Annotated in this window: 19 protein-coding genes; 16 read left to right on the forward strand and 3 right to left on the reverse strand. The window is 60.4% G+C overall.

Going from position 1 to position 25,030, the window contains the following annotated elements:
* The first annotated feature begins 19 nt into the window (after positions 1–19).
* The 10 genes from ACVIIV_RS14735 (at position 20) to ACVIIV_RS14780 (ending at position 12,067) form a co-directional block, all read left to right on the forward strand.
* Positions 20–1,270 (forward strand): Tm-1-like ATP-binding domain-containing protein, encoded by a 1,251-nt coding sequence (locus tag ACVIIV_RS14735; protein ID WP_456744834.1) that lies wholly within the window; start codon positions 20–22, stop codon positions 1,268–1,270.
* Entirely contained in the window at positions 1,263–2,126 is an 864-nt protein-coding gene (locus ACVIIV_RS14740; RefSeq protein ID WP_456748726.1) for a phosphoenolpyruvate hydrolase family protein, read from the forward strand. Before ACVIIV_RS14735 ends, ACVIIV_RS14740 begins: the two co-directional genes overlap by 8 nt.
* Complete coding sequence (locus ACVIIV_RS14745) at positions 2,119–3,894, forward strand: FAD-dependent oxidoreductase (RefSeq protein WP_456744835.1); 1,776 nt, start codon at positions 2,119–2,121, stop codon at positions 3,892–3,894. Before ACVIIV_RS14740 ends, ACVIIV_RS14745 begins: the two co-directional genes overlap by 8 nt.
* Positions 3,895–4,796: 902 nt before the next feature.
* Positions 4,797–5,660, forward strand: coding sequence for a branched-chain amino acid ABC transporter permease (locus tag ACVIIV_RS14750; protein WP_456744836.1), 864 nt, complete (start codon positions 4,797–4,799; stop codon positions 5,658–5,660).
* On the forward strand, positions 5,657–6,877 hold the full coding sequence (locus ACVIIV_RS14755; protein WP_456744837.1) for a substrate-binding protein: 1,221 nt from the start codon (positions 5,657–5,659) through the stop codon (positions 6,875–6,877). Before ACVIIV_RS14750 ends, ACVIIV_RS14755 begins: the two co-directional genes overlap by 4 nt.
* Positions 6,877–7,953 carry a branched-chain amino acid ABC transporter permease gene (locus ACVIIV_RS14760; protein ID WP_456744838.1) on the forward strand — a complete coding sequence of 359 codons (1,077 nt, stop codon included), beginning with the start codon at positions 6,877–6,879 and terminating at the stop codon, positions 7,951–7,953. The genes ACVIIV_RS14755 and ACVIIV_RS14760 overlap by 1 nt, the downstream gene beginning before the upstream one ends.
* Entirely contained in the window at positions 7,940–8,674 is a 735-nt protein-coding gene (locus ACVIIV_RS14765; RefSeq protein WP_456744839.1) for an ABC transporter ATP-binding protein, read from the forward strand. Before ACVIIV_RS14760 ends, ACVIIV_RS14765 begins: the two co-directional genes overlap by 14 nt.
* Complete coding sequence (locus ACVIIV_RS14770) at positions 8,667–9,362, forward strand: ABC transporter ATP-binding protein (protein WP_456744840.1); 696 nt, start codon at positions 8,667–8,669, stop codon at positions 9,360–9,362. Before ACVIIV_RS14765 ends, ACVIIV_RS14770 begins: the two co-directional genes overlap by 8 nt.
* 77 nt (positions 9,363–9,439) lie before the next feature.
* Positions 9,440–10,738: an amidohydrolase family protein gene (locus tag ACVIIV_RS14775; RefSeq protein ID WP_456744841.1), complete on the forward strand. Its 1,299-nt coding sequence runs from the start codon at positions 9,440–9,442 to the stop codon at positions 10,736–10,738.
* Between the two features lie 108 nt (positions 10,739–10,846).
* Positions 10,847–12,067 carry a substrate-binding protein gene (locus ACVIIV_RS14780; protein WP_456744842.1) on the forward strand — a complete coding sequence of 407 codons (1,221 nt, stop codon included), beginning with the start codon at positions 10,847–10,849 and terminating at the stop codon, positions 12,065–12,067.
* A 58-nt stretch (positions 12,068–12,125) separates the two neighbouring features.
* On the opposite strand, the gene ACVIIV_RS14785 is transcribed toward ACVIIV_RS14780, so the two are convergent.
* Positions 12,126–12,908, reverse strand: coding sequence for an enoyl-CoA hydratase-related protein (locus ACVIIV_RS14785; protein ID WP_456744843.1), 783 nt, complete (start codon positions 12,906–12,908; stop codon positions 12,126–12,128).
* A 708-nt stretch (positions 12,909–13,616) separates the two neighbouring features.
* Here ACVIIV_RS14785 and ACVIIV_RS14790 point away from each other — a divergent pair.
* The 3 genes from ACVIIV_RS14790 (at position 13,617) to ACVIIV_RS14800 (ending at position 17,780) form a co-directional block, all read left to right on the forward strand.
* Positions 13,617–14,942, forward strand: coding sequence for an MFS transporter (locus ACVIIV_RS14790; protein ID WP_456744844.1), 1,326 nt, complete (start codon positions 13,617–13,619; stop codon positions 14,940–14,942).
* Between the two features lie 200 nt (positions 14,943–15,142).
* Positions 15,143–16,186 (forward strand): hypothetical protein, encoded by a 1,044-nt coding sequence (locus ACVIIV_RS14795; protein WP_456744845.1) that lies wholly within the window; start codon positions 15,143–15,145, stop codon positions 16,184–16,186.
* Between the two features lie 67 nt (positions 16,187–16,253).
* Positions 16,254–17,780: a CehA/McbA family metallohydrolase gene (locus tag ACVIIV_RS14800; protein WP_456744846.1), complete on the forward strand. Its 1,527-nt coding sequence runs from the start codon at positions 16,254–16,256 to the stop codon at positions 17,778–17,780.
* A gap of 163 nt (positions 17,781–17,943) precedes the next feature.
* Here ACVIIV_RS14800 and ACVIIV_RS14805 read toward each other — a convergent pair whose 3' ends face one another.
* Positions 17,944–19,035 (reverse strand): LacI family DNA-binding transcriptional regulator, encoded by a 1,092-nt coding sequence (locus ACVIIV_RS14805; RefSeq protein ID WP_456744847.1) that lies wholly within the window; start codon positions 19,033–19,035, stop codon positions 17,944–17,946.
* A 259-nt stretch (positions 19,036–19,294) separates the two neighbouring features.
* Between ACVIIV_RS14805 and ACVIIV_RS14810 the strand changes: the two genes are divergently transcribed.
* From ACVIIV_RS14810 to ACVIIV_RS14820, 3 genes are all read left to right on the forward strand, one after another.
* A complete protein-coding gene (locus ACVIIV_RS14810) occupies positions 19,295–20,500 on the forward strand; it encodes a CaiB/BaiF CoA transferase family protein (protein WP_456744848.1) in 1,206 nt (401 codons plus the stop codon).
* Between the two features lie 245 nt (positions 20,501–20,745).
* Complete coding sequence (locus ACVIIV_RS14815; RefSeq protein WP_456744849.1) at positions 20,746–21,897, forward strand: hypothetical protein; 1,152 nt, start codon at positions 20,746–20,748, stop codon at positions 21,895–21,897.
* A gap of 177 nt (positions 21,898–22,074) precedes the next feature.
* Entirely contained in the window at positions 22,075–23,004 is a 930-nt protein-coding gene (locus ACVIIV_RS14820; RefSeq protein WP_456744850.1) for a dihydrodipicolinate synthase family protein, read from the forward strand.
* Positions 23,005–23,967: 963 nt separating this feature from the next.
* Here ACVIIV_RS14820 and ACVIIV_RS14825 read toward each other — a convergent pair.
* Positions 23,968–24,906: a helix-turn-helix domain-containing protein gene (locus ACVIIV_RS14825; protein WP_456744851.1), complete on the reverse strand. Its 939-nt coding sequence runs from the start codon at positions 24,904–24,906 to the stop codon at positions 23,968–23,970.
* Positions 24,907–25,030 lie beyond the last annotated feature (124 nt).

A 25,030-nucleotide genomic window follows, 5' to 3' on the forward strand; every position in this document is an offset into this window, starting at 1 on the left:
AACGTCTAGGAGGAAGATCGTGTCTCACCATTGCGCGGGCGACCTGAGGTCGGTCCGGGATGGTCACGCCTCCGATCATGCGGGCAAGGTCGCGATTATCGCAACCTTGGACACAAAGGGCCGCGAAAGCGCTTATCTCGCGCGCGTCATCGAACAGTGGGGCCGCAAGACTCTTACGATTGATGTAGGCACATCAAACAGGAGGTGCAGAAGCGAGGCGAATAGCAGCGATGAACGGGTGGCTGCACCCGCTGAGCTCTTACGGGAAATAGCCGCGGGCGCGCGTGAAGAAGTCAAGGAGCTCCTGCGATCAGGTGCGATCGACGCCGCCGTCGGAGTGGCGGGCGGCAAAGGTAGCGCAGTCTTCGGTGAAGTTGTATCGGATTTGCCGTATGGATTCCCAAAGCTGCTGGTGAGCAGCGCGAGGCCAGCCCTCCTGGCCGAACTCGCCCTCCACCATGACATCATCCTCTATCCGACCCTGATCGATCTGTTCGGAATCAACGCGTTCACCGAACGCGTTCTGGACAATGCAGGGCGCGCCATTGCGGCGATGCGCTATGTGCCTGCTCGAGAGCGGCGGAAGAGAAAGACTGTTGCGATCACTGCCTTTGGGGTCACGACGCCGGCGGCAAATCGCTGTGTAGCGCGGCTGGCAGAGGCAGGCGTCGACGCGATTGTCTTTCCGGCCAATGGCGCTGGGGGCCGCAAGATGGAGCAGCTCGTGTCCGCCGGTGAGTTCGATGCGGTGATCGATTTGACCACAACCGAGCTCGCTGACGAGCTGGTCGGCGGCACGGCCAGTGCAGGTCCGGATCGGCTCAAAGCAGCTTCTCACCGCATGATTCCTCAGCTTATCGCGCCGGGAGCTGTCGACATGGTGAACTTTGGCCCTCCCTCGAGCGTGCCTGCCGAGTTCAAGGGGCGCCAATTCTATTCGCATACCCCCTTCACGACGCTCATGCGCACGACCGCCTCGGAGAACGAGCGCATAGGCACGCTCACAGCAGAGCGCCTCTCGCAAGCAAAGGCGCCCGCCCTCGTGTTGTGGCCGGCCAAGGGGGTGTCTGACTATGACCGGGACGGTGGAATCTTTCGAAATCCTGAAGCCGATAGAGCCTGGTTCGACGCTGTCAGGCAAAACCTACCGCCCTCGATCATCGCTCGCGAGCTGGATTGTCACATCAACGATCCGGAATTTGCGGACGCGGCCGCATCGTGGATCGTTGAACGACTGACACGAGGAGGGTCCTCCCGTGCGGATGTTTGATCGGCCCGAAATACTCGCAAAGATCACAGCTCAAGTTGAGGCGGGAAAGGCAGTGCTTGCCGCGGCGAGCAGTTGCGGGCTCGTCGCAAAATGCGCAGCTCTGGGCGGGGCTGACATGCTCGTGGTCTACAGTACTGGGTTATCGCGGTTGATGGGGCTGCCGACGAGCCGGATCGGCGATTCCAATGCCCGGACGCTTGAGCTGGCGGCGGAGATCCGCAATGTCGTCTCCTCCGTTCCTGTTATAGGCGGTGTCGAGGCCTGGGATCCCCTCCGGCTCGACCTCGATGATCTTCTGGACAAGTTCTGGGCTGCCGGCTTCTCCGGCGTGATCAACTACCCGACCATTTCAACGATGGGTGAGAAATGGCGTGAGCGTCGAGGCCGCGTCGGGCTCGGCTTTGAGCGTGAAGTTGAGATGATCGCGGCGGCCCGTAAGAAGAACATCTTCTCGCTCGCCTATGTGGCAAGCCCGCACGACGCCAAAGCGATGGCAAGCGCTGGAGCCGACTGCATAGTCCCACATGTCGGCGCAACGCGCGGCGGGCTTGTGGGGCATGAGGAGGGACAGTCGATTGAAGAGGCCATCAGGCGCATCAACGACATCAATGCTGCAGCTCAAGCCATCCGCCCGGGCGTCACGCTTCTCTGCCATGGCGGGGCAATCGCTGAGCCCCAGGATACCTCGGAAGTCTACCGATCGACCGGATGTGTCGGCTTCGTTGGCGCCTCCTCCATCGAACGGATCCCGATCGAGCGGGCGGTGAAGGCTGCAGCCGAAGAATTCAAGGCCGTTCCCCTCCCGCGAGAGCGTCAGCATCCACTGCAGAATCTGCACCGAGGCACGAATGAATAGCCCAATCACCGAATTGAAACCCAATGCCGCTTCCTTCTCCAAAGCGAGCAAGCCAACGGACGATTTGGAGACGGACCTGCTTGTGATCGGAAGCGGCGCAGCTGGATTGTCCGCAGCGCTCTATGCGGCAAAGGCCGGACTTCGCGTGACGGTGTGCGAGAAGTCTGACCGGCTCGGTGGCACGACCGCCCTGTCGAACGGCATGATCTGGGTTCCATGCTCAATGCAGGCCCGAGCCGCGAAAATCGATGATTCGATTGCGAAAGCGAAGACCTATCTGCAACACGAACTTGGCAATTACTATCGCCCCGAGTTCGTGGACGCTTATCTTGAAGACGGCCCAACGGCGCTCGCCAGCTTGGAGAATGGGAGCGAAGTGAAGTTCACACTGGCCTCCGCTCCAGATTATCATTCCAGCCAAATCGGCGGGGTCGACAAGGGGCGGGCGCTGAGCCCAGCACCTTACGACGGACGGCTTCTCGGCAAGGATTTCGACCTGATAGGTGATCCGATTCGCGTCGTGCTCGGCGGCATGATGATTTCGTCCGCCGAGGTCAGAAGTTTCCTCAACCCCTTCCAGTCGGCTGCCTCGCTCAAACACGTCCTGCGCCGGGTCAGCCGCTACGCAGGCGACCGGCTGCGCTACAGGAGGGGCACTGAACTCAGTGGCGGGAATGCGCTGATTGCGCGGTTATTGGTAAGCCTTCGTAGATATGGCGTTGAAATCCGGCCACGCTGCCCGGCGGTTGATCTGACGAGGGAGGGCGGGAGAGTTACTGGCGCACTCCTCAAGTGGGATGGCAGAGATCTCCGCGTCCGCGCCTCGCACGGAGTGATCCTGGCAACCGGCGGATTTGCGCGGAACGGGAAATTGCGCGCCCAGCTTAGCGGAGCCCACCAGCACAATGATACGCTCGCCCACAGCGATGTCACCGGCGATGGCATTGCGCTCGCAGGCAAGCTCGGAGCTGCGATCGATAATGACGTGGCATCGAGCGGCTTCTGGACGCCCGTCTCGATACTCAGAAACGGCCGCTCCTCGCAAGTGGTTCCGTACGGCTGGCTCGATCGTGGCCGTCCAGGCGTCATCGCGGTGGGGCCAAATGCCAAGCGCTTCGTCAATGAATCCAATTCGTATCATGATATCTGCCTTGCCATGTTCAATAACGGTTATCCGGCGGACAAGCGGTTCTATTTTATCTGCGACAAGGAATTCGTCCGCCTCAGGGGCATGGGACATCTGCTCCCCTGGCCATGGACATTGAGCATCAACAAGTATACCCGGTTGGGCTACATCGAGATCGGCCGGACTATTGCGGAGCTTGCAGCGGAATTGGGGCTCGACCGCAACGAGCTCCAAAAGACCGTTGAAGAACACAATGCCCACGCAGCTGAAGGACGCGATCCGCTCTTCAACCGGGGTGAATCGGCTTTCAACCGCACGCTGGGAGATCCGGCGGTCGGAAAGAAAAACCCGAACCTTGGGGCTATCAAGAGTGGCCCATTCATCGCACTCCCAATTGTCCCGGCAACCCTTGGGACGGCGACCGGCCTCTCAACAGATGCAGAGGGACAGGTCCTGAATGGAAATGGGGCGCCGATCGCAGGTCTTTATGCCTGCGGCAATGACATGACCTCGCCGATGCGTGGAATCTATCCTGGGGCAGGCATTACAATCGGCCCGGCGATCGTGTTCGCCTACCGCGCGGTCCACAGCATCGTGCGGTCCGCGCGACAGGAGCAGCCCGCGGCGGCATCGGGAGCGTAAGCCGAATGTTCTCTCCTGTTCCCCGCGACGACGGACCAGGAGTAAAGCAGGAGTGCGCATGGCCAACCAGCACCGCTATAAACACGTTATGAGCCCTGCCGGGCTTCATGCAACTATGATCTCATGATCTGGAGGGGCACGATGCGCCGCTCACGCCACGCCAAGATCGTCGCAACCGTCGGCCCGCATCAACGCTCACCGGGAGGCAGTTGCGAGCCCCCGGTGATGCTGAACTGGTCGGTGAAGGAGTTCGCCGACCGAAGCGGGTTGTCATGCGCCGTCATCAGGCGGCTAGAAGAGTATAATGACACGCCTCGGGCGTCCGACAAGTTGCTTCAAACCTTGTAAAACACGTTTGCGGGGCGAATTGAATCTACATTTCCGCTGGTTGGCAAGGCAGGTGTTCGGCCGCAATGAGCTTTTCAGTACTGAACAAACAGCCTGCGGCATAGTCAAGTGGTGCGTCATTTCACCTGATTTCTTCCAATGGTTCGACATCGTTCGCCGCGGAACGCGTTTGCGCCCCCTGCGACTCGGTTAGGACATGCGGGTAGCTCTCCTATCGTTTTGGCTGAATTGAAATTGGCCTGGCGAGAACGTTCGCGGCCCGCCGGCGGCTCTCTTCGCGGGCGCAATGTCGCTTGTCCGGCGAACATTACCCAAGATTACTCAGATATCCCTACGTTTCTCTAGGCAATCTCGCGCCGCATGTCGTGAATAAAGCGCCGAGAGGCGGGCCGCCCAAGAAGCCCACCATCGCCTGCAAACTCCCATTGCCGGGATGACCTTCCAGGAGCGCTCTCGTGACAGCAGCCATTCGCATTCCAACGCGTAGCTCACGCCGTCAAGCGGTCGGCGTGAGGAGGATGTGCTCGCAATCCCAAGGAATGTGACGCAGCGGCATGGATACGCTACCTATCGCCATGTTCGAAATCTTGAGCTTCGGCGCGATCGTTGTGCTGGTCGTGCTCGGCCTCGGGATCATTGCCAGCATGATGGGCATCTTCAACTTCGCCCAGGGCGAGTTCGTCCTGCTCGGCGCCTACGTCACTTATCTCGTGCACAGCGTCGGTTTGCCGGTCCCGCTCGGCATGCTTGTCGCGCCCGTCGTGGTCGGCGCGCTTGGTTTTATCCTGGAAAAGCTCGTGGTGCGACGGTTCTACGCCGCTCCAATCGTCGGCATGCTTGGCACCTATGCGCTCGGGCTGATCATTCGCGAAGCCGTCCGCGGCCTGACCGGCGGACTCTATCTCTCCGTGCCGGAGCCAATCAGTGGCTCTATCGCGATCGGTAGTCTGCATTTTGCCACCTGGCGTGGCGTCATCGTCATCATCACTTTGCTGGTGATGGCCGCGAGCCATGCACTGCTCGCCTACTCCTCGTTCGGGCTGCGAGTCCGCGCTTCGCTGGAGAACCCACAGCTGGCGCGGGCCTCGGGCATCTCCACGGGAATGATCTACAGCGTCACCTTTGCGTTTGGCGCGGCGCTCGCGGGCCTCGCCGGCGCGCTGATCGTGCCGGTCTTTTCGCTGTTCGCCGATCTCGGCATCCGATTTCTTATCCAGGGTTTTGTTGCCGTGATGGTCGGCGGCGTCGGGTCCTTCGCGGGCCCGGTCGCTGGCGCCAGCGTCATCGGCACGTTCAGTGCCTGGTTGCCTTGGCTGATGTCGCCGGTCATCGCCGACGTTCTGGTGTTCGTGCTCGCCATCATTTTCATCAAGTTCCGGCCGCAAGGCCTAATTTCGGGAAGAGGGGTCAACCGATGATCAACGCCAACCGTCAACTGAGCCGCCGCCGCTTTCTCGGCAATTTTGCCTTCGCTTCCGCGGCCATCGCCGCGGGCCCGGGGAGCTGGGTGATTCGCCCGGACTGGGCAAATGCTGCGGAAGGTCCGATTAGGCTCGGCATTGCGACCGATCTTACGGGGTCACTCGGCTTTGCCGGCAACACCGACGCCAATGTCGCTCGCATGCTGGTCAAGGAGATCAACGACTCCGGCGGCCTGTTGGGACGCCCGATCGAACTCCTGATTGAGGATACTGCCTCCGACGAATCCGTCGCCGTGGGAAATGTGCGCAAGCTGATTCAGCGAGACAAGGTCGACTTGGTGATCGGTGGTATCTCGAGCTCGATGCGCAATGCGATCAAGGACGTCATTATCTCTCGCGGCAAGACGCTCTATATCTATCCGGAAGGTTACGAAGGCAAAGAGTGCACGCCCTATCTGTTCTGCACCGGGCCGGTACCGGCTCAGAATTGCGACCAGTTCATTCCCTGGCTGATCAAAAATGGTGGCAAGCGCTTTGCGCTGCCTGGCTCGAATTATGTTTGGCCGCAAACGATCAACGCCTATGCGCGCAAGGTGATCGAGAGCAGCGGTGGCGAAGTCGTCTTTGAAGAATACTACCCGCTCGATCAGATCGACTTTTCCTCTACGGTTAGCCGCATCATATCCAACAAAGTAGACGTGGTTTTCAACGCCATTGTCCCGCCCGGCGTTAGCCCGTTCTTCAAACAGCTCTACCAAGCCGGCTTCTCCAAAAACGGCGGGCGGCTGGGCTGCGTCTATTACGACGAAAACTTCCTGGAAATGAACCAGGCTCACGAGATTGAAGGACTTGCGAGCAGCCTCGACTACTACAAGGTGCTCGCGGCGGACGATCCAGTGAGCGCCAGGATTCAGTCGGCTTACGACAAGCAGTTCCCTGCCAAGTTCCGGTTCTCGGCAGGCAGCGCAGCGACCGGCACTTATCGAGGATTGAAGCTGTGGGAGGCTGCGGTGAAGGAGGCCGGTACAATTGACCGCGAGGCGGTAGCCGCCGCTCTCGACCACGCGAAGATTGCGGAAGGGCCGGGCGGGCCTGCCGAGATGGCGCCCGGCAAGCGCCACTGCAGGATGAACATGTACATTGGAGTGGCGAAGGGCGGCCAGTACGAGATTGTCGCGCGTAGCGGCGGCCTGGTCGATCCGAAGGAGTGCTGATGTCATCGACCGGCACTGGCATACAGCCCCCGCCACGCGTCATTGAAGCTGCTCGCTCGCCCCTCACGGCATCTGCCTTCGCAGGGCGAACGAAGGTGCTTCCGATTCTCGAACTAGCATTGCTGATTGCCGCTTCGATCGCACCTCTCGTCCTGCGGGATTACATCACTGTCTATGCGACACGAGTGCTCATTCTGTGCCTCTTCGCGTTGTCGTTCGACCTGGTGTGGGGCTATGCGGGTATCTTGAGCTTGGGTCAGTCGCTGTTCTTCGGCATGGCCGGCTACGGTGTGGCGCTGCTTTCACGCGATTTCGGGGTTGGATCGATTTTTGCCGTTCTTCCGGCCGGAGCCCTGATAGGCTTTGTGGCGGCATTGCTGCTGGCAGGCTTCCTGCTGCTCGGCCGCCATCCCTCCAGTGTGGTCTTCGTTTCCCTTGGTACTATGACCGGAGCTTACGCAGCTGACCGGCTGGCGAGAGGTTCACATTATCTTGGCGGTCAGAACGGTATCCCTTCGATCCAATCGATGACAATTGGCTCGCACGAACTGAGCGAGGGACCAGGTTTCTACTACCTGGTGCTCGCCATTCTAGTTTTGATCTACGTTCTGTCGCGCTTTCTGTTGCGATCCCAGTTCGGACTGGCGCTGGCGGGATTGCGAGAGAACGAACAGCGGATCGCCTTCTTCGGGTACAAAGTGCAACATTTGAAGGCGATCATATTCGCAATCAGCGGCGCGATTGCAGGTACTGCCGGTAGCCTTTATGCGTTTCACGAGGGGTTCGTCTGGACGAACATGCTGGGCGTGGTCATGTCGACCCAGGTCGTGCTCTACGTCTTGTTCGGCGGCTCCGGGACATTGATCGGTGCGGTCATCGGCACCGCGATTGTTGAGGGACTCAGCTTCTGGCTCTCCGACAATTATCGCGATATCTGGCCGATCATTCTCGGCGTTCTGCTGTTGCTCGTCATTCTGTTCCGGCCCCTCGGCCTGATCAGCCTCGTGCTCGGCGAGCGGGAACGTGTCGGTCATTTCGGCCCGAGCCTCAAGGAGAAGCGCAATGCCGCTCCTTGAAGCCGCCGGCATCTCCAAGGTCTTTGGCAAGCTCACCGCGCTGGACGGAGCGGCGCTCACGGTCGGCGAGAGAGAGTTTCATGGCCTGATCGGGCCGAACGGCTCGGGCAAGAGCACGCTGATGAAGTGTCTTGCAGGTGCGCTTGTGCCGACCCGAGGCAAGGTGACGTTCATCAATACTGACGTCACCTCGTTTACGCCGCCAGAGCGTGCGCGAGCCGGCATGAGCCTGAAATTCCAGATCACCGCCGTGCTACCGACCCTCACGCTTTACGACAACATCCTGCTGGCGCTGCAGGCCCGGTCCTCACTGCTAGACCTGGCGTTCTCGCGCACTCGAGGACGACTGCATGACGAGGTCATGACGATGCTCCTCCAGTTCCGGCTCGCCGATCGCGCCTTTGATGCTGCGGCGACCCTATCTCACGGGCAGCAGCAATGGTTGGAGATCGCGATGGCGCTCGCGTGCCGACCGCGCCTGCTGCTGTTGGACGAGCCCACCGGCGGCATGAGCCTGGAGGAGCGCCGCGTCACCGGCGAATTGCTGCAGCCGATCAAACAGTATTGCTCGCTCGTCATCGTGGAGCACGACCTCGATTTCATCCGCGACATCTGCGACCGCCTGACCGTGCTCGATCAGGGCAAGGTGCTGGCGTCAGGAACGGTTGCCGAGATCCAGGCCAACAGAAGCGTCCAGGAGATCTATCTGCGCCGTGCCTGAATTCCTCAATATCAAGCATCTCGATGCCGGCTATGGACGCAGTCAGGTCTTGTTCGGCGTCAATATGGCCATCCCAGCGCGTGGCGGGGTGGCCGTCCTCGGCCGCAACGGCGCCGGAAAGAGCACGCTCATGAAAGCGATTGTGGGCGAACTGCCGGCATGGAAGGGCGGCCTGCAGTTCAACGGCCAAGACATCGCTCGTCGGCGGACCGAAGTGCGGGTGCGTGCCGGCATTGGATATGTGCCGCAAGAGCATTCAGTGTTCGCGCGCCTCTCTGTGCGTGACAATCTCGCCGTCGGATCGCTTTTGCACCCCGATGGATCGGCAGTGGACCGGGTGATGAGGATGTTTCCGAAACTCGGTCAGCGCCTCGATCAGCCGGCCGGGACGCTCTCCGGTGGCGAGCGCAAGATGCTCGCAATCGGGCGCGCGATCCTCGGAAACCCTAAACTCCTCCTGCTGGATGAGCCGACCGAGGGCGTCTGGATCGGCGTCATCGAGGAGATCACCGAGCGCTTGGTCGAGCTAGCCAGAGAGATCGCCATCATCATCGTCGAGCAACATCTCGACCTCGCAATGCGTGTAGCGGAGCAGGCTTATGTGCTCGCTCGCGGCCGTGTCGCGCTTTCGGGCCCGTCGCAACAGCTGCGCAACGACCCGCGGCTGTTGACGTATCTGGCGCCGTAGAGGCGTTCGTCGGCGGACACCTCCTGGTCGCAGGTGGCGCATTCGAGTTCCTTGAGATGGCTAAGCAGAGAGGATCCATGTCCGATACCATCAGCGATTTTGTCAATGCGTGCCAAGTCGTCGATGTCCATGAACATCACATGCCCGAGGTCGTACATAGCCCGGACGTAAATCTGTTGAAACTGTTCCAACAGAGCTATGCGGCTTGGACGAGCCACGTGCTGCCATCCGAGCCCAAGGCAACGATCGAAATGGTATCTAACCCTACCGAGCCGACCACCTGGGAGGCCCTTGCTCCGTTCCTCGGGAGGAGCGGATCGAACGCATTCGTCCGTAACCTCGTCCGCGGAGTCGCCGAGCTTTACGGCGTCGCCGACACTGGAATCACTCGCGACAACTGGGAGGCGGTAGATGCGTCAGTGCGCTTGCGCCACAAGGAGGCGACATGGCCAAGTGAAGTTATTGGGCGGGCCGCCATCGGAAGGATCGTAACAGACCCTTTTCTCGATCCGTTGATGGATCCGCGGCCGGTCCTTGGGCAAAGTTACGATGCGGTCCTGCGGATTAACGCATTCGCCCTCGGCTGGCACCCCGAATCTCGCGATCATAATGGAAATTGCGGGCATACGTTGCTGCGGCGCCTCGGCCTCGAGGTGAAAACCTTCGATGATTATTGCGACGCAATCCGTGAGCTCGTAGCCGGCTGCGCCCGGCGCAATCACGTTGCGCTCAAAAACGCACTCGCCTATGACCGGGATCTAAGCTTTGACGAACCGGACGAGGAACTGGCTCGGCAGGCTTGGGGACAAAGGTCTCCATCCCCTGCGGCGCGAAAGGCGTTCTGCGACTTTGTCGTCGACTTGTTTTGCCAACTCGCAGGCGAGGCCGACCTGCCAGTCCAAACTCATCTTGGAACGGCAATCATAAGCGGCTCCCACCCCCTACGCATGACCGGGTTGATTGAGCGTCATCCTCGGACCCGCTTTCTGCTGATGCATTTGGCCTATCCATGGAGCCGGGACCTGTTGGGAATGGCCTTTGTGTACCGAAATGTTTGGCTTGATTTGTGCTGGTCTTTTCTGTTGAGCCCGTCACATTTCAAGCTCGCCGTGCACGAAGCCATTGAAGTTTTGCCAGATGAATCGCGAATGATGATTGGAGGAGATTGTCTCCACGTTGAGGAGACGTTTGCCGCGATACAGGGCGCGCGCCGCTTGATCGGCGAGGTTCTGAACGAAAAAGTCGCGAACGGTTACTTTCAGTCGCGAGACGCAGAGCGCTTGGCGATCAGAATCCTTGGCGAGAACGCGAAGGAGTTATTTCGGACTGCCCTGAATGCTGCCTTCGTTACGCGATTTTACCCAAACATGAGCTGAAGAGGCTGATTAAAACCCAAAATGAGGGATAGCTTTCAGGCTGTTGCGCCCCTGGGAAAGAGCAGGGCACGTGGATTTAAGGCCATGAGGTAAGGGGAGGTCAGTTCGATGTTGAATGATCACCGACAACTCAGCCGCCGCCGCTTTCTCCGCAATTTCGCCTTTGCCTCTGCGTCCATTGCGGCCGGCCCGGGCAGCTGGGTGATCCGTCCTGACTGGGCCAACGCCGGCGAAGGCCCGATCAGGATAGGCATTGCGACCGACCTTACCGGGGCACTCGGCTTTGCCGGAAATACCGACGCCAATGTCGCTCGCATGGTGGTCAACGAGATCAACGAGACTGGTGGTCTGCTGGGGCGCCCCATAGAGCTCCTGATCGAGGACACCGCGTCCAACGAGTCCGTCGCTGTCGGCAATGTCCGCAAGCTGATTCAGCGAGACAAGGTCGACCTGGTGCTCGGCGGCATTGCGAGCTCGATGCGCAACGCCATCAAGGACATCATCATCTCTCGTGGCAAGACGCTCTACATCTATCCGCAGGCCTACGAAGGCAGGGAGTGCACGCCCTATCTGTTCTGCACCGGCCCGGTACCGGCGCAGAATTGCGACCGGTTCATCCCGTGGTTGATCAAAAACGGTGGCAGACGCTTCGCGCTGCCTGGCTCCAACTACGTCTGGCCACAAACAATCAACGCCTATGCGCGCAAGCTGATCGAGAGCAGCGGCGGGGAGGTGGTGTTCGAGGAGTACTATCCCCTCGACCAGATCGATTTTTCATCGACCGTGAGCCGCATCACGTCCAACAAAGTAGACGTGGTCTTCAACAGCGTCATCCCCCCGGGCGTCGGCTCCTTCTTCAAACAGCTTTATGAAGCGGGCTTTTCCAGGAATGGGGGACGGCTGGGCTGCGTCTACTACGACGAGAACACGCTCGAAATGAATCAGGCTCACGAGATCGAAGGCCTCGCCAGCAGCCTGGACTACTACAGGGCGTTCGCGGTGGAAGATCCGGTGAGCGCCAAAATTCAGTCGACCTACGAAAAGCAGTTTCCTGGCAAGTTCCGGTTCTCAGCAGGTAGCGCCGCAACCGGCACTTATCGAGGGTTGAAGCTGTGGGAAGCCGCAGTCAAGGAAGCCGGTACAATTGACCGCGACGCGGTCGCCGCCGCGCTCGACCACGCAAAGCTTGCGCAAGGGCCTGGCGGGCCGGCGGAGATGGTGCCAGGCAAGCGCCATTGCAGGATGAACATGTACGTTGGCGTGGCAAAGGCCGGCCAATATGAGATCGTCGCCCGTAGCGCCGGCCTGGTCGAGCCGAAGGAGTGTTGAATGGCCCATGTTGCACGGGCCGGCTTCGCTGGCGCCGCATGCGGGCAGATCGCGATAGCTAGTTCCCGCGATAGTTCGGCGGCCTCTTCTCGAAGAAGGCGTTCATGCCTTCCTGCTGGTCAGCTGTGCTGAAGGCAAACCTGATCGCTTGGCGCTCAAACTCGAGCCCTGCCTCCAGCGTGGTCTGAAACGCGGCGAGAACGGCGGCTTTGGCAAGTTCAGCCGAACGGGGAGGCTTTTGCGCAATCAGATCGGCTAGTTCGAGCGCACGAATCTGCGCCCTGCCGCTTTCGACAACTTCCGCCACAAGGCCGGCCTGCATCGCACTGCGCGCCGTGATGGATTGGCCGCTCAGGATCATCAGCATGGCCAGCGACTTGCCAGCCACGCGTGTCAGCCTTTGCGTCGCGCCGTCGCCCGGCAATATTCCGATGTTGATCTCAGGCTGCCCAAATACCGCCCCTTCGCCTGCTATCACGATATCCGCGAGCAGTGCCAATTCGTGGCCGCCGCCGAAGCAAATGCCCTCGACTGCGGCAATGAGAGGCTTGGGGAAATTGGCGACATCCCTCCAGGCAGAACGTCGCGCGGAATTGTCGATTGCCTCAAAGCCGCGCTCTCGCATCTCCTTGATGTCGGCGCCGGCAGAGAAGAACGCATCGCTGCCACAAAGCACGACACAGCGGACATCTTCGTCGATTGCGGCATCGCGCAAGGTGGCGCCTAGATCCACGATCATGTCGTTGCTCAAGGCGTTTCGTTTCGAAGTCCTATTCAGCGTCAAAAGGCGCACGTGGGGTGCGACAGATGTCGACAGGATGAGATCGGACGTCTTGGTCATGGAGCGGTTCTCCTGAAGGAATATGAGAGTCAGCCCTTAAACTGAAATCGATTTCTTAGCAACGACGCTTCTTGGGGCTGTTTTCACGGTATCAGCCGCCCGCGGCGCTGGCGCCACAAGCTCAAGGCGGGCTGACGGTGCCCCACGAGGCGGCCCTCAGCCTTGAAAAAGCGGCTTGACTCCACAGTTCCGAATTCTTATTGACTGTGAAATCGATTTCAGCTATCGGTGTCAAAATGCCCGATGAATGCGGGAAACCGGAAGCGTGCGGCCGACGAGAGTGGTCGCATCTGAAGGATCTCATTGACGCTGCGGCGGTCTTTCGACGCCGCGCTGTCCAACAAGAACATCAGCTTCTTAAGAAGCGCGCTTAGAGCAACAGGAGGAGGGTTAGCCATGGGAATGGCACGGAATGTCGCGCGCGCTTTATGCGAGCCGCCGCGCAAGTCGGAAGCAACGATGGAGGCGTCCTGCGCGATTGTCGTGCAATGGCCACTCGTGAGGCGAGGCCCGCAAATACGTGAAGCCAGGCGGGCTTTCCGCCGGCATCCCGGGCACCTTTTGCGCCTGGCTTCCGCGGGTCGGGCCTGCTCAAGGCCGCCGCTCTCGTAGACCCCGTCGCTGCGGGCGCAGTTGAGCCGACGAGCGGCTGCTCGTTCTCGCGCGACCCGCAACATCATTAACGTCATCAACAGAGCCCGAGGACCCATGAACATCATTGCTCAGCCCAGCGCTGTACCGATCCAGCTTGACAAGCAAACTGCCAACAAGCGGATGACCGCCGGCCTTGGAGGAGGGGTGGCGCTGGAGTGGTACGACTGGAATGTCTACGGCGTAATGGCAGCGTTTCTCTCGCCGCACTTCTTCCCTTCCGATGATCCCACCACCTCGCTGCTGGCGGGACTGGCCGTGTACGGGGCAGGCTTTTGCGCTCGGCCGCTGGGTGCGGTTTTGCTGGGGCCGGTCGCAGATCGCATCAGCCACAAGCGCGTGATGCTGATCTCGGTCACGGCCATGGCGGCTTGCTCGCTTTTGATATCCTTGCTGCCCACCTACAAGGACCTCGGCGTCACAGCGGCCATAGCGCTGCTGATCATGCGGCTGATTCAGGGGCTTGCCACAGGCGCTGAGGCTGGTGTCGCCAACGCCATTGCCATTGAATTGGCGCCACCTGGAAAGGAAGGACACTACCTCGGTCTGATTGGTGGCACATTCATCCAGTTGGGAAGCCTTGGATCCAGCCTGGTTGCCTTCCTGGTGAGCGCCTCGGTCGCACCTGAAGCCATGCGCGAGTGGGCCTGGCGCATACCCTTTGCGGTCGGTGGCGTGCTCGGCCTTTTGATCATCTATCTGCGCACGACGGTGCCGGAAACCTTGATCAATCGAGCCATGTATCGTCAAGACGAGTCTTCGCGCATTCAGGAAACGACTGGCGGTGTGTGGAAAACGCTATGGAGCGTCCGCCTTTCGCTGCTCGCCGTCATCCTGGTGATCGGGTCGGTGCAGATCGCCAACTATGCCTGGAACACCGGTCTGCCCAACATGGCCAACACGGTCTTCAAGGAGAACAGCACGTATGTGTACGGGATCATGACGCTGATGGTCCTGATCTGGATGTCAACGGCGCCTCTTGTCGGCGCTTTCGCGGACAAGGTGCGACCCTCGCGCGCGTTCACGCTGCTGCGCCTATTGCTTATCCCATGCTTCTTCCTGACACTGCTCTATTCGGAAAAAGGCATCGTTACGTTCTTCTTTGTCACGGTGTTCGGCGGCGCGATCGTGGGCTTCAACATGGCCCTCTATAACTTCATCGCCACCACGCTGATGCCGCGCGCCGTGCGGACCACCGGAGTGGCTCTCGGCTATGCGCTCGGCGTCTCTTTGTTTGGCGGGACGTCACCCTATCTGCTGGTCTGGTTGCAACGCGAGCACATCGCCTGGATGTTTCCCGTCTACGGATCGTTGATCGCGCTCCTGAGCGTGCTGGTCTACCAGATCGCCAAGAAGCGCGGCCGCCTCTACATCGGTGAATGAACACACTCTGCCCCTGCGCTTCGCCGCGCCCGCGGCAGACGCAAAGCGTCCACGTCAGGTGCAAAACATAAGAGCTCGCGCGTGTCTCTTGATGCTGGGCATGAGCATGAGGTCGGCGCAAGCGTCCTTGCGCGAGCAGTCATTCACAACACAAAGACTGCTTGCGAGGCACCAGAGTTGCTGAAACTGGAGTCCGAAGCATGAAAGCACCTTCATCGCCGCACTTCACGCCTGTGGACTTGAAGCGCTATTTCAACGCCAGGCGCGCAAATGCCGGTGAAGGGTTCGCCGCCCGCCCAGGTGACACCGGCTGGATCGATGCGCTTCGCGGGCTCCAGACCCATCGCGGCATGCCCTTCCTCTTCGGCAGCGAAACAGGGCCTGATGTGCTGGAGCTGCGCCCCGGGGCCCCTCCTGCCGTAATTGCGTTGCCGCCGACGATGGCGAGCTATGTGCTGTTCGTGCAAGTGGCGGCAGACCGCCCCAGTACAAGCCCCGAGGGTTTCGGAGAGATCGGCCCGGCGACGCTGCCTGTTGAAGGTAATCCACTCGGCGACCGGGTGGCGACATACGGGCTCTGCTACGCCGACGGTAGCGAGACCGACGTGCCGGTGCTGCGCCGCTTCGCGATCCAGCAGAACCACATCTCCTGGAGTGCGAGTGCGTTCGCCGCCCTGCCGCTACGCGCGCCCATCGTGCATGCAAGCACCGGCGAGGACTTTGTACTCGGCAGAGCGCCGGGTGCGAGCTTCTTCCAGGGCGAGGCCCGCACCCAATCGGGACGCATGGATCGACAAGGTGAGAACCTGTGGCTTTACGCGCTCCCGAATCCCTATCCGGACAAGGAGCTTTCGGCGCTAAGCTTGCGCGCGGAACAGGAAATCTCTCTTGTCTTTGCGGTGACCACGACAACGCTCACCCAGCACCCGCTGCGCCTCCAGGGCCGTCGCAAGCTGAAGGTGAGGCTGCCGCCCGGGGTTCATCTGAACAAGCTTGGCGAGCTCGATGTCGACGATCGAGGCGAGCAGATTGGCATGGACCTCGGCACGGTCATCTCGGCCCGCGCAGTGCTCGAGTACTCCAGAGCGGATTGGCTGGGCGCCAACGTTGATGTGCAGCCCGTGCGCTCCGACAACGAAGTCATCGTCGAGTACTCCGCGCATCCGGACGCAAGGCTCTATCTGCGCTCCGACGATGGCCGCTTGCACATGTTCGATCTTCGATCGTTGGAAGGTGGCGGGTAACGCAGGCGGCGCCTCGCTCACCGTGGCGACAGTCGAACCGGCCACAAGGCCAGTCAAGATCCGGATCGTGGAGAAGGGCAGCGGCGTGCGTGTTGCCGCGCGGCTGCATGTCCATGGTGCGCACGGAGAGTATCTGCCACCCAAGGGACATCACCGCAAGGTCAATACCGGCAGGTTCGAGGACTTCTCGGGCGAATTTGCCAATGGGCTGAACCAGTACGCCTACGTGGACGGCAGTTGCGAGGCGGACCTGCCGCTCGGGCCCGTGTTCGTAGAGATCTGCAGGGGTTTTGAGGTGCGCCCGCTGCGCACCATCGTCGAAATCACTGCAACGACGGACAATCTCACCTTTGAGCTCGATCGTGTACTGCGCTGGCGCGAACAGGGGTGGGTTAGCTCTGATACGCACGTCCATTTCCTGAGCCCGCAGACAGCGCTGCTTGAGGGCAAGGCTGAGGGGGTCAACGTCGTCAACTTGCTCGCCGCACAGTGGGGCGAGCTATTCACCAACGTCGCCGATTTCGACGGACGCACGACGATCGGGGCAAAGGATTTCGGCGGGGACGGAGAATTCCTGGTTCGGGTCGGCACGGAGAACCGGATGCAGGTTCTGGGGCACATATCTCTGCTCGGCTACGAAGGTGAGATGATAAATCCGCTCTCTTGCGGCGGATCCAACGAAGCTGCGGTCGGCCATGTTCTGGAAGCCACCATGGCCGACTGGGCGGAGCGCTGCCGTCAACAAGGGGGACTGGTCGTAATGCCGCATGCGCCGAACCCACAGGCGGAACGTGCGGCCGACATTGTGCTCGGCCTTGTCGACGCCATCGAAATGATGTCGTTCAACCCGCGGACCGCGCAGATCAGCGCGTTTGGTCTCGCCGACTGGTATCGCTACCTCAACATCGGGTACCATCTGCCGCTAGTAGCCGGCTCCGACAAGATGGACGCGGCCGCACTCCTCGGGGGCTCGCGGACCTATGTGCGGCTGGGCGAACGCGACTTCACGTATCGCAACTGGATGGATGCCGTACGCAGCGGGGACACGTTCATCACGGTCGGGCCTCTGGTTGAGATGACCGTTGAAGGACGTCGCCCTGGAGCCACGGTGGCGCTTCCCCGTTCAGGCGGCACCCTCACGATCGAGTGGCGGATCGAATCGGTCAGCGTTCCGCCGGCGCGGGTGGAGCTCATATGTAACGGCACGGTCCTCGAGGAGGTTCGATGCGGGGGCTTGTCGTGCAAGGGGCAGCTCTCGCTGCCCATTAGCGAGTCATGTTGGATCGCGCTGCGCGTTCGGGGCAGTGTCGCCGGACGCGAGGCCGACATTGCGGCGCACACCAGTGCGGTGTATGTCAAGGTAGGCGGAATGCCCATCTTTGCCACGGCGGATGCAGTGTCGGTCCTTGCTCAAATCGAGGGATCGATCGCCTATATGGACACGCTCGCTCCCAAGTCCGACGAAGCGCGACACGCGCGGCTGCGAGCTGCCCTGGAACTTGCGCATCATCGCCTGCATCATAGACTGCATGAACTGGGCGCCAGCCACCACCACGCGCCCGTTCACTCCGTTCACGTCGAACGCGAGCATTGAGAAGCCTCTTGTGCCATTGACGGTCGCGCAAGTGGCGCATCGTATGGTCAGCCAACTCTACTTACGGACGATGAGTGAAATGGGGGCGAGCAGCTTGCGTCAACGGGTCTGGGACGCGAGACCAGGCTACGGCTCTGAAATAGTTTTCAGGACCGTGACCCGATCAATGATCTCGGCTGCGCCCGCGACGGGCGGGACGGACGCTGGACCGCGGCGGGGCGCTCGATGACCGCACGACCAGCCGGTACGGCAACACGACGCTTCTCGGGACAGGACTTCCGGCAATGGCATTGATGAGATAATCGGCGGCTCCCCGGCCGATTTCTGCTGCCGGAACACTGACTGTCGTGAGCGGCGGATCCATTTGCGCCGCCAGCTCCACATCATCGAATCCTGTGATGGAAAGCGTGGCCGGTACGGCCAGACCCATCTTGCGAGCCTCTGCCATTGCACCGATGGCAAGCGTGTCGGTGGTGCAGATGACCGCTGTCGTGTCCGGGTGATCGGTGAGGAGTTGACGAAGGGCACTACGGCCCTGGGCTAGCGAATAATCGGCCTTGACGATCTGGGTTGGCTTGAGCGGGAGGCCCGCGTCCGAGAGCGCGCGCTGAATTCCCTCGAGCCTGGCGCGGGATCTGTCATTGGACGCGGCGACAACGTTGGCAATCGCGCCGAAACGGAGGTGTCCAAGCCTTAGCAGATACTCCGTCATCTCGCGGGTGGCGCTTTCATTGTCGATTCCGATCGCGGGGATGCCGCCGCCGGCCTTGGCAACATAGGTGGTGATGACGGGTACGCCTGCCTGTTCGATCAGGCTCCTCAGCTCCCGTCCGTGGGAAGCTCCGACCAGCACGATTCCATCGATGCCACGTTCAATCAGACTTTGCAGTTCCTGAAATTCACGCCGCTGGTCATATTGCGAATTCGCAATGAAAAGCGTGTAGCCGCTTTCGCTGAGGCGGTTCTGGAGCGCTTCCACGCCTTCTGCAAAGATACCGAGCGCCAGGGTCGGAACGATGACGCCGACGGTCCGCATGCGGCCCGATTTCAATGCCCTGGCTGCGCTATCGCGCGTGTAGGCCAGGTCATTGATATGCCGCATGACCCTGTCGCGAAGCTCCGGCCGTACGATATCGGGGTGATTGAGCACCCGCGACACCGTCGCCGGCGACACATTCGCCTTCCGGGCAACGTCCTCGATCTTCACGCGCGGCTGCTGGCGGCCTTTTGGCGCGATCACAGGTTTCTTGTCCATTTGCGTTAGCTACCAGGAGAAGGAGAGGATCTCCCCTCAAAAGGGTTAAACCATCACGAGCGCCACCTTCTCAAGCCCGGTATGCGGGCCATCGCGGCTATTTCTGGCCCTCTCATGCGCAGATGGAGCGGGGCGAAGCGAATCTCATTCGAAAGTTGGTCGATTCGCTTGACTCCGGTTCTTGCCCAGCATAATCCTGAAATCGATTTCAGAAATCGGGACCCAAGCAGCTCGATTTCAGGCAAAACCGAAAGCAAGGATGATGGTCGATCTCTTGAAGGGCATTCGTGTCCTCAGCTTCAATCACTTTCTGATGGGTCCGGTCGGCGTCCAGTTTCTCGCCGACCTCGGTGCGGACGTGATCGCCGTGGAGCCGCCCGGAGGGGCCTTTCAGAGGAAATGGGGCGGGGCAGACAAGCGGGTTGATGGCCAATCGATGTTGCTTCTGACGGGAAACCGCAACAAGCGCAGCCTCACGCTCGATCTGAAAAAACCCGAAGCCGTTGTCATCGCCAGGCAACTGATCGCGAAATCGGATGTGATCGCAGAGAACTTCCGCCCGGGTGTGCTCGACAAGCTTGGTCTCGGCTACGATGATGCAAAGAAGATCAATCCGCAGATCATCTATGCCGCTGCCTCCGGCTACGGTCCTGACGGGCCCTACGTCGATCGCCCAGGCCAGGATCTCTTGATCCAGGCGCTATCGGGACTTGCGATGATCACCGGAAGTCGCGAGCAGGGGCCGCGGGCTGTCGGCGTTTCCGCCATCGATCATCACGGCGCCGCCTTGTTTGCGGCGGGGATCCTGGCGGCCCTGGTGAGGAAAGCGCGGACGGGGCAGGGCTGCCGCGTCGATGTTAGCCTGCTGTCGGCTGCGCTCGACCTGCAGATGGAATCTTTTACCTGTTACCTGAACGGCCAAAGGCCTGACGACGTCCGTCAGCCAGGCCCGGTCGCCGGATGGTACTATGGCGCGCCCTACGGCATCTATACGACACGCGATGGACACATAGCGATCTCGTTGGGATCGCTGGAGGCGCTCTCAGACGCGCTTGGTCTTCCGGCCGACCAGCGAATTCCTGACGAGGAGGCGTATCGCCGGCGGGACGAGGCGTCAGCCATGATTGCGGCCAGTGTCGCCAAACGCACAACCACCGAATGCATTGTCTTGTTCGAAGCGCGTGGAATTTGGCACGCTGCGGTGAACGATTATGCCGACGTGGTTGCCGATCCGCAGATCGCGCACAACAAAAATTTTCAGGTCGTGACGGGCGCGACCGGAACTCCCATCACCCTTGTCAGCCATCCCGTGCGCTACGACGGCGAGCAGCCGGACGTGCGTTTGCCGCCGCAAAAGCTCGGTGCGCAAACGGAAGAGATTCTGAAGGAGCTGGGCTATGACACCAGGAAATTAAAGGATCTTTACGATACGGGCGCCATCGGAACCGCGGACTCGCATCACTAAACGAACAAACAGACTTCTCGAAAGTAGCATGCTTACTTCAGGAGGGGGGCATGGTGATCGACATCAACTTGCGCGCAGCGTTCCCTGCGGTGCTGCTGACGAGGCGTGCTCCTCGGCGGCGATGCAACCAGCACGAAGTCTAGTGAACACTAACCGTTCACGCCAGCCCAGGATCTGTTGGTAAAGAGCTTTAAGTTGCCGCCAGGCCAAAGCCGCGCGGCGAATTTTATGTTGGACCAGAAGCCATGTCGCAAAGCCAATATCTGCCCGCGCGCGAGCGTATGCTGAAGCGCATCGCCGAGACTCGGGACACTGCACGCTCGGGCTTGCCACATTGGGCGAGTGCCGCCGACGGAAAATGGACGTTTACGCCCGATGGTGATTGGACCGGCGGGGCATTTGTCGGCGAGCTTTGGCTCGCGCATCTCGCTGATCGAAGGCAATTCTCAATCGAAGACGCACGTGCTGCGCTAAGCCGAATGTTGCCGCGTGCCGAGCGGCTTACGGCCTTCAAGGGCTTCGGCTTCTATCATGCTGGCGCCCTCGGCAGCATCCTGTTCAAGGATGAAGGCGCCCGCGCGGCGGCTTTGACCGCAGCAAGGTCGCTTCGGGATATGTTCGATCCACACCTCGGACTGATACCGTTGGGCGGAGATGCCGAGGAGGCGAGCGCAGTCGGAGCCTCGGAGAGCAGCATCGACTCGCTCCAGGCGACAGGCCTGCTCTATTGGGCCGCAGACGAGCTTTCCGATGCTCGGATGGAGGAGGTCGCCAATGCACATATGCGGCGTGTCCTGGAGATCCACGTGCGGCAGGACAATTCAGTTATCCAGTCTTCCACCCTTGATCCACACACCGGCAAGGTACTCAGAACGCACACCCACAAGGGATATAGTGATTCCAGCACCTGGGGCCGGGCGCAGGGATGGGCGATGCTCTACACCGCTCACGCCGCCATGGTCCGCCCGGACGAACCGCTATGGCGCGACTACGCCGTGCGCCTTCTTGACTGGTGGATCGACCATGTCCCTGCGGATCTCGTTGCCTTCTGGGATTTCGACGATCCGGCGATCCCCAACACAAGTAGGGATACTGCGGCCACTGCTATCGCTGCTGCCGCGGCGCTGCGCCTCGCATCCGCGCTTGGTCCTGAGGGGGGCGCCAAATATCGCTTATTTGCGGAGCGCACAGTTACTCAGCTGAGCTCGAAATACCTGACACCGACTGCTCCCGATGACCCGCGCCCGCCTGGAATGCTCACCGGCGGCTGCTTCACCCGAAAGGCGATCGTGCGCGATATCGATGCGGCCCAGAACGTCGAGCTGATCTTCGGAAGCTACTTCCTGTTTGAATGCCTTGCCATCCTGACGGATCTGGTGCCGCCTGGCTGGATCTAATGAGGAGGCGCGACAGGCTTCCAACGCGAGCAAGGTCTCAAACCAATCTTGTTCGTGGACGCCACGCCAGTCAATCTGTCCAAAAGGTTCGACGGCATCGGCTCCGTTGCTTGGATGTTTGCGATGGGCTGATCGAGTTCGACAGCAACTGACTGCCTCCTGTCTGGAATCCTCCACATGAGAGATGCGAAAACGCCCATCTATCGCGGCTTGTTCCCGGTCGCTCCGACGCCGTTTACGGACTCTGGAGATCTCGATCTCGAAGGGCAGCGGCGCGTTCTCGATTGCATGATTGATCAAGGCGTGGACGGGATCTGCATTCTGGCCAACTATTCCGAGCAGTTCCTGCTGTCTGATCAGGAACGTGACGTTCTGGTCGAGCTCTGTCTTTCGCATGTCGCGGGCCGCAAGCCAGTCATGGTGACCTGCAGCCATTTCAGCACCCAGATTGCAGTGCAACGCGCCCGCTATGCGGCCGAGCGTGGCGCAAGCCTCCTCATGCTGATGCCGCCTTATCATGGCGCAAGCCTCAAGGCGGATGAAGGCGCCATGATCGGGCATTTCGGCCGGGTCGCGGACGCAGCCGGGATTCCAATCATGGTCCAGGACGCGCTGCTCTCCGGCGTTACATTGACGGTCCCGTTTCTGGTCCGGCTCGCTTGCGAGGTGCCGCTCGCCAGATATTTCAAGATCGAGGTGCCGTTTGCGGCTGCCAAGCTGCGCAGTTTGATCGAGCTCGGCGGTGAGGTCATCATTGGTCCTTTTGACGGGGAGGAAGCCATCACCATGATGGCAGACCTCGATGCCGGTGCGAGCGGAACAATGTCAAGCGCGCTGTTGCCCGACCTGCTCGGCCCCGTGCTCGATCATCACAGAGCGGGCGACAGGCACAAAGCCGCTCTTGCGTATGCAAGGGTGCTGCCGCTCATCAACTTCGAAAACCGCCAGTGCGGCCTTCGCGCCGCCAAGAGCGTGATGACAGAAGGTGGCGTCATCAAATGCGATGCCGTGCGGCATCCGCTCGAGCAGATCCATCCCGCGACGAGAGCTGGATTGATCGAGCTTGCGCGTGAGCTCAATCCGCTGGCTCTACGCTGGGGACATTAAGGTGCGGGCATGACGCGCCGCGAACAAGCGCCGCAGGCAGAACCTGTGTACCCGAAGGTTAGGATGTTCATCGCTGGGGAATAGACAGAAGGGTTCGGTTCCCTCGGACAAGATCCTGAACCCGCGATCGGACAGGACAGCCAACTGGCGATATCCTTATGCGTCCCGCAACGATCTTGATCGGCCACGCCCGATCCGATCACAACACGAGCGCCGAGGTTGATCAAAGCGCAGATCCTTGAGCACGGCGAGACCATCTCTTGATAGTTCACGCCTTATCCCAGTTAATGCCGTACTACAGGAATGAAACAGCGATGGATCTTGGGGTTGACGGCCCGGACCGAACTCTGCGGCCTGCTGGATGCCTTTGTCAGCACCGGACGATTTGGTGATCGTTCTCTTCGTTCAATGAGCTGTGCGAGCCATCACGCCGGATGTAATCGCACTCACCGGGATGACGAAGGAGATGGTCGCGGGCCATCGGATAGACGAGGCGGCGGTGTCCACGTTCGCAGACGATGCGGTGATCGTGACCCCAACAATGCGGGATTCGACCGCAAATGTGCGACGCGCTACTGGCCTATATTCCAGCGGACAGCTTGGAAAATGGCGAAAGCACGGTTTCGAGGTCTCGCGCCTCGGCCTTGCTTATCGGTGCCGGCTTCTTCACCAAGCTCACAAGGCCATCAACGATTGCCATGCTTTGCTCGAGCTACTGGCATTCGAATTGCTGACAGTCCGCGAACATCCGTTTGCCGTCCTGCTCGAGCAGGCCTGCAAATCGGGATTGCCGGTCCGGGAACTGGCTTGGGAGTGGCTTTGCCTCAAGCCTGGCGATCAGGGTCGGATTTGCGGGGCATCATTTACCCTCCTGGAATGTCATCACCCAACTGAAACAGCAGGGCGGTGGATATTATCCAGCGAGGGCGCGAGGCGATGTAGTGCCTCAGGGCCGAAGCCTCCTCAGTCCGAGGAAAGCGCGATTCTTTTGCCGACGTGCTCTCGCCACAGCCCCAGCCTCTTGAGCCGGTAGTCGACCAGTTCGGCGGACGTGCCGAACTTCCGTGCAATATCGACAGATGTCGAGCGATTGGAGACCGCGTCGATCATGGCGGATCGAGGAAGTAGCGTGGCGGACGCCAAATAGAAGGCGTCGTGCTCCTCGGACTGGTCGTACGTGCGGCCGTACCCGTCGGCCACGCGCGCAATCTTCGTCAGCTTATGCCCGAGGAGGATGTGCCAATATTCCTCCATCAGAGTCACCCGTTGTCGCTCGACAGTGTGGCAGTCGTTGAGAAGGACCGCCCACGTGTCCTCAGCTTGATTGAGCGGCACGCTCATTGCGGACCACTCGTCGCACGCGTCGATCGAAAGATGCTTCACGAGAGCACCATCGAGGCAGTTCGTCTTCGTGAGCTTGAAGAGAAGAATTCCTTCCACTTCGACTCTCAGGGAGTCCAAAGGTCGTTCCGGAGCGAGTCCGAGATCCTTCCTGAAACGGTCTGCGGTCTCCTCCAGCTCTTCCTTCGAAAGCGTCACCGCTTCGTTGCCCTGATGGGGCGCAGCGGGGGACTCGCCTGAGAATGAGACGCTCGAGTGTCGTCGTATGAGCTCCGCCGAGCGGAGGAGTGCGTGGACCGTCGGCGAGCGCACGTTCTTGGCCGCACGGAAATGCACGAAGGCTACCCTGTCGAAGATAAGCCCAGCCTGCTCGCCGTCCGGGCCCAGCCATTCCAGCAACCTGATCTTGGAATTGTTGTCGGGAAGCCCCTCGCCGCGCTCGATGCGTGCCAGGGTCGAGAAGCTGAGCCCGACGAGGGACGAAAGCGCCCGGATGCTGAGTCCTTCAGCTTCACGTTTGCGCTTTACTGCTTCAACTAGACGTTTTTCGAAGGAATTCATCGTTCATGTGCGAATGACACGCATTGACACGCGGGCCGGGAACCCGCATCGTGTGATTTGCACAGATTCGCACATTCCCGGGCCGGTGGGAAGTCCTGCGGCGCCGAGACCTCGCGAAGTCAAC

It is taken from the genome of Bradyrhizobium sp. USDA 4354 (assembly GCF_054060315.1).

Coding starts and splice junctions, on each gene's coding strand:
- ACVIIV_RS14740 (WP_456748726.1), top strand. CDS start 1,263: ATGTTTGATCGGCCCGAAATACTCGCAAAGATCACAGCTCAAGTTGAG.
- ACVIIV_RS14745 (WP_456744835.1), top strand. CDS start 2,119: ATGAATAGCCCAATCACCGAATTGAAACCCAATGCCGCTTCCTTCTCC.
- ACVIIV_RS14750 (WP_456744836.1), top strand. CDS start 4,797: ATGGATACGCTACCTATCGCCATGTTCGAAATCTTGAGCTTCGGCGCG.
- ACVIIV_RS14755 (WP_456744837.1), top strand. CDS start 5,657: ATGATCAACGCCAACCGTCAACTGAGCCGCCGCCGCTTTCTCGGCAAT.
- ACVIIV_RS14760 (WP_456744838.1), top strand. CDS start 6,877: ATGTCATCGACCGGCACTGGCATACAGCCCCCGCCACGCGTCATTGAA.
- ACVIIV_RS14765 (WP_456744839.1), top strand. CDS start 7,940: ATGCCGCTCCTTGAAGCCGCCGGCATCTCCAAGGTCTTTGGCAAGCTC.
- ACVIIV_RS14775 (WP_456744841.1), top strand. CDS start 9,440: ATGTCCGATACCATCAGCGATTTTGTCAATGCGTGCCAAGTCGTCGAT.
- ACVIIV_RS14780 (WP_456744842.1), top strand. CDS start 10,847: ATGTTGAATGATCACCGACAACTCAGCCGCCGCCGCTTTCTCCGCAAT.
- ACVIIV_RS14785 (WP_456744843.1), bottom strand. CDS start 12,908: ATGACCAAGACGTCCGATCTCATCCTGTCGACATCTGTCGCACCCCAC.
- ACVIIV_RS14790 (WP_456744844.1), top strand. CDS start 13,617: ATGAACATCATTGCTCAGCCCAGCGCTGTACCGATCCAGCTTGACAAG.
- ACVIIV_RS14795 (WP_456744845.1), top strand. CDS start 15,143: ATGAAAGCACCTTCATCGCCGCACTTCACGCCTGTGGACTTGAAGCGC.
- ACVIIV_RS14805 (WP_456744847.1), bottom strand. CDS start 19,035: ATGGACAAGAAACCTGTGATCGCGCCAAAAGGCCGCCAGCAGCCGCGC.
- ACVIIV_RS14810 (WP_456744848.1), top strand. CDS start 19,295: ATGATGGTCGATCTCTTGAAGGGCATTCGTGTCCTCAGCTTCAATCAC.
- ACVIIV_RS14815 (WP_456744849.1), top strand. CDS start 20,746: ATGTCGCAAAGCCAATATCTGCCCGCGCGCGAGCGTATGCTGAAGCGC.
- ACVIIV_RS14820 (WP_456744850.1), top strand. CDS start 22,075: ATGAGAGATGCGAAAACGCCCATCTATCGCGGCTTGTTCCCGGTCGCT.
- ACVIIV_RS14825 (WP_456744851.1), bottom strand. CDS start 24,906: ATGAATTCCTTCGAAAAACGTCTAGTTGAAGCAGTAAAGCGCAAACGT.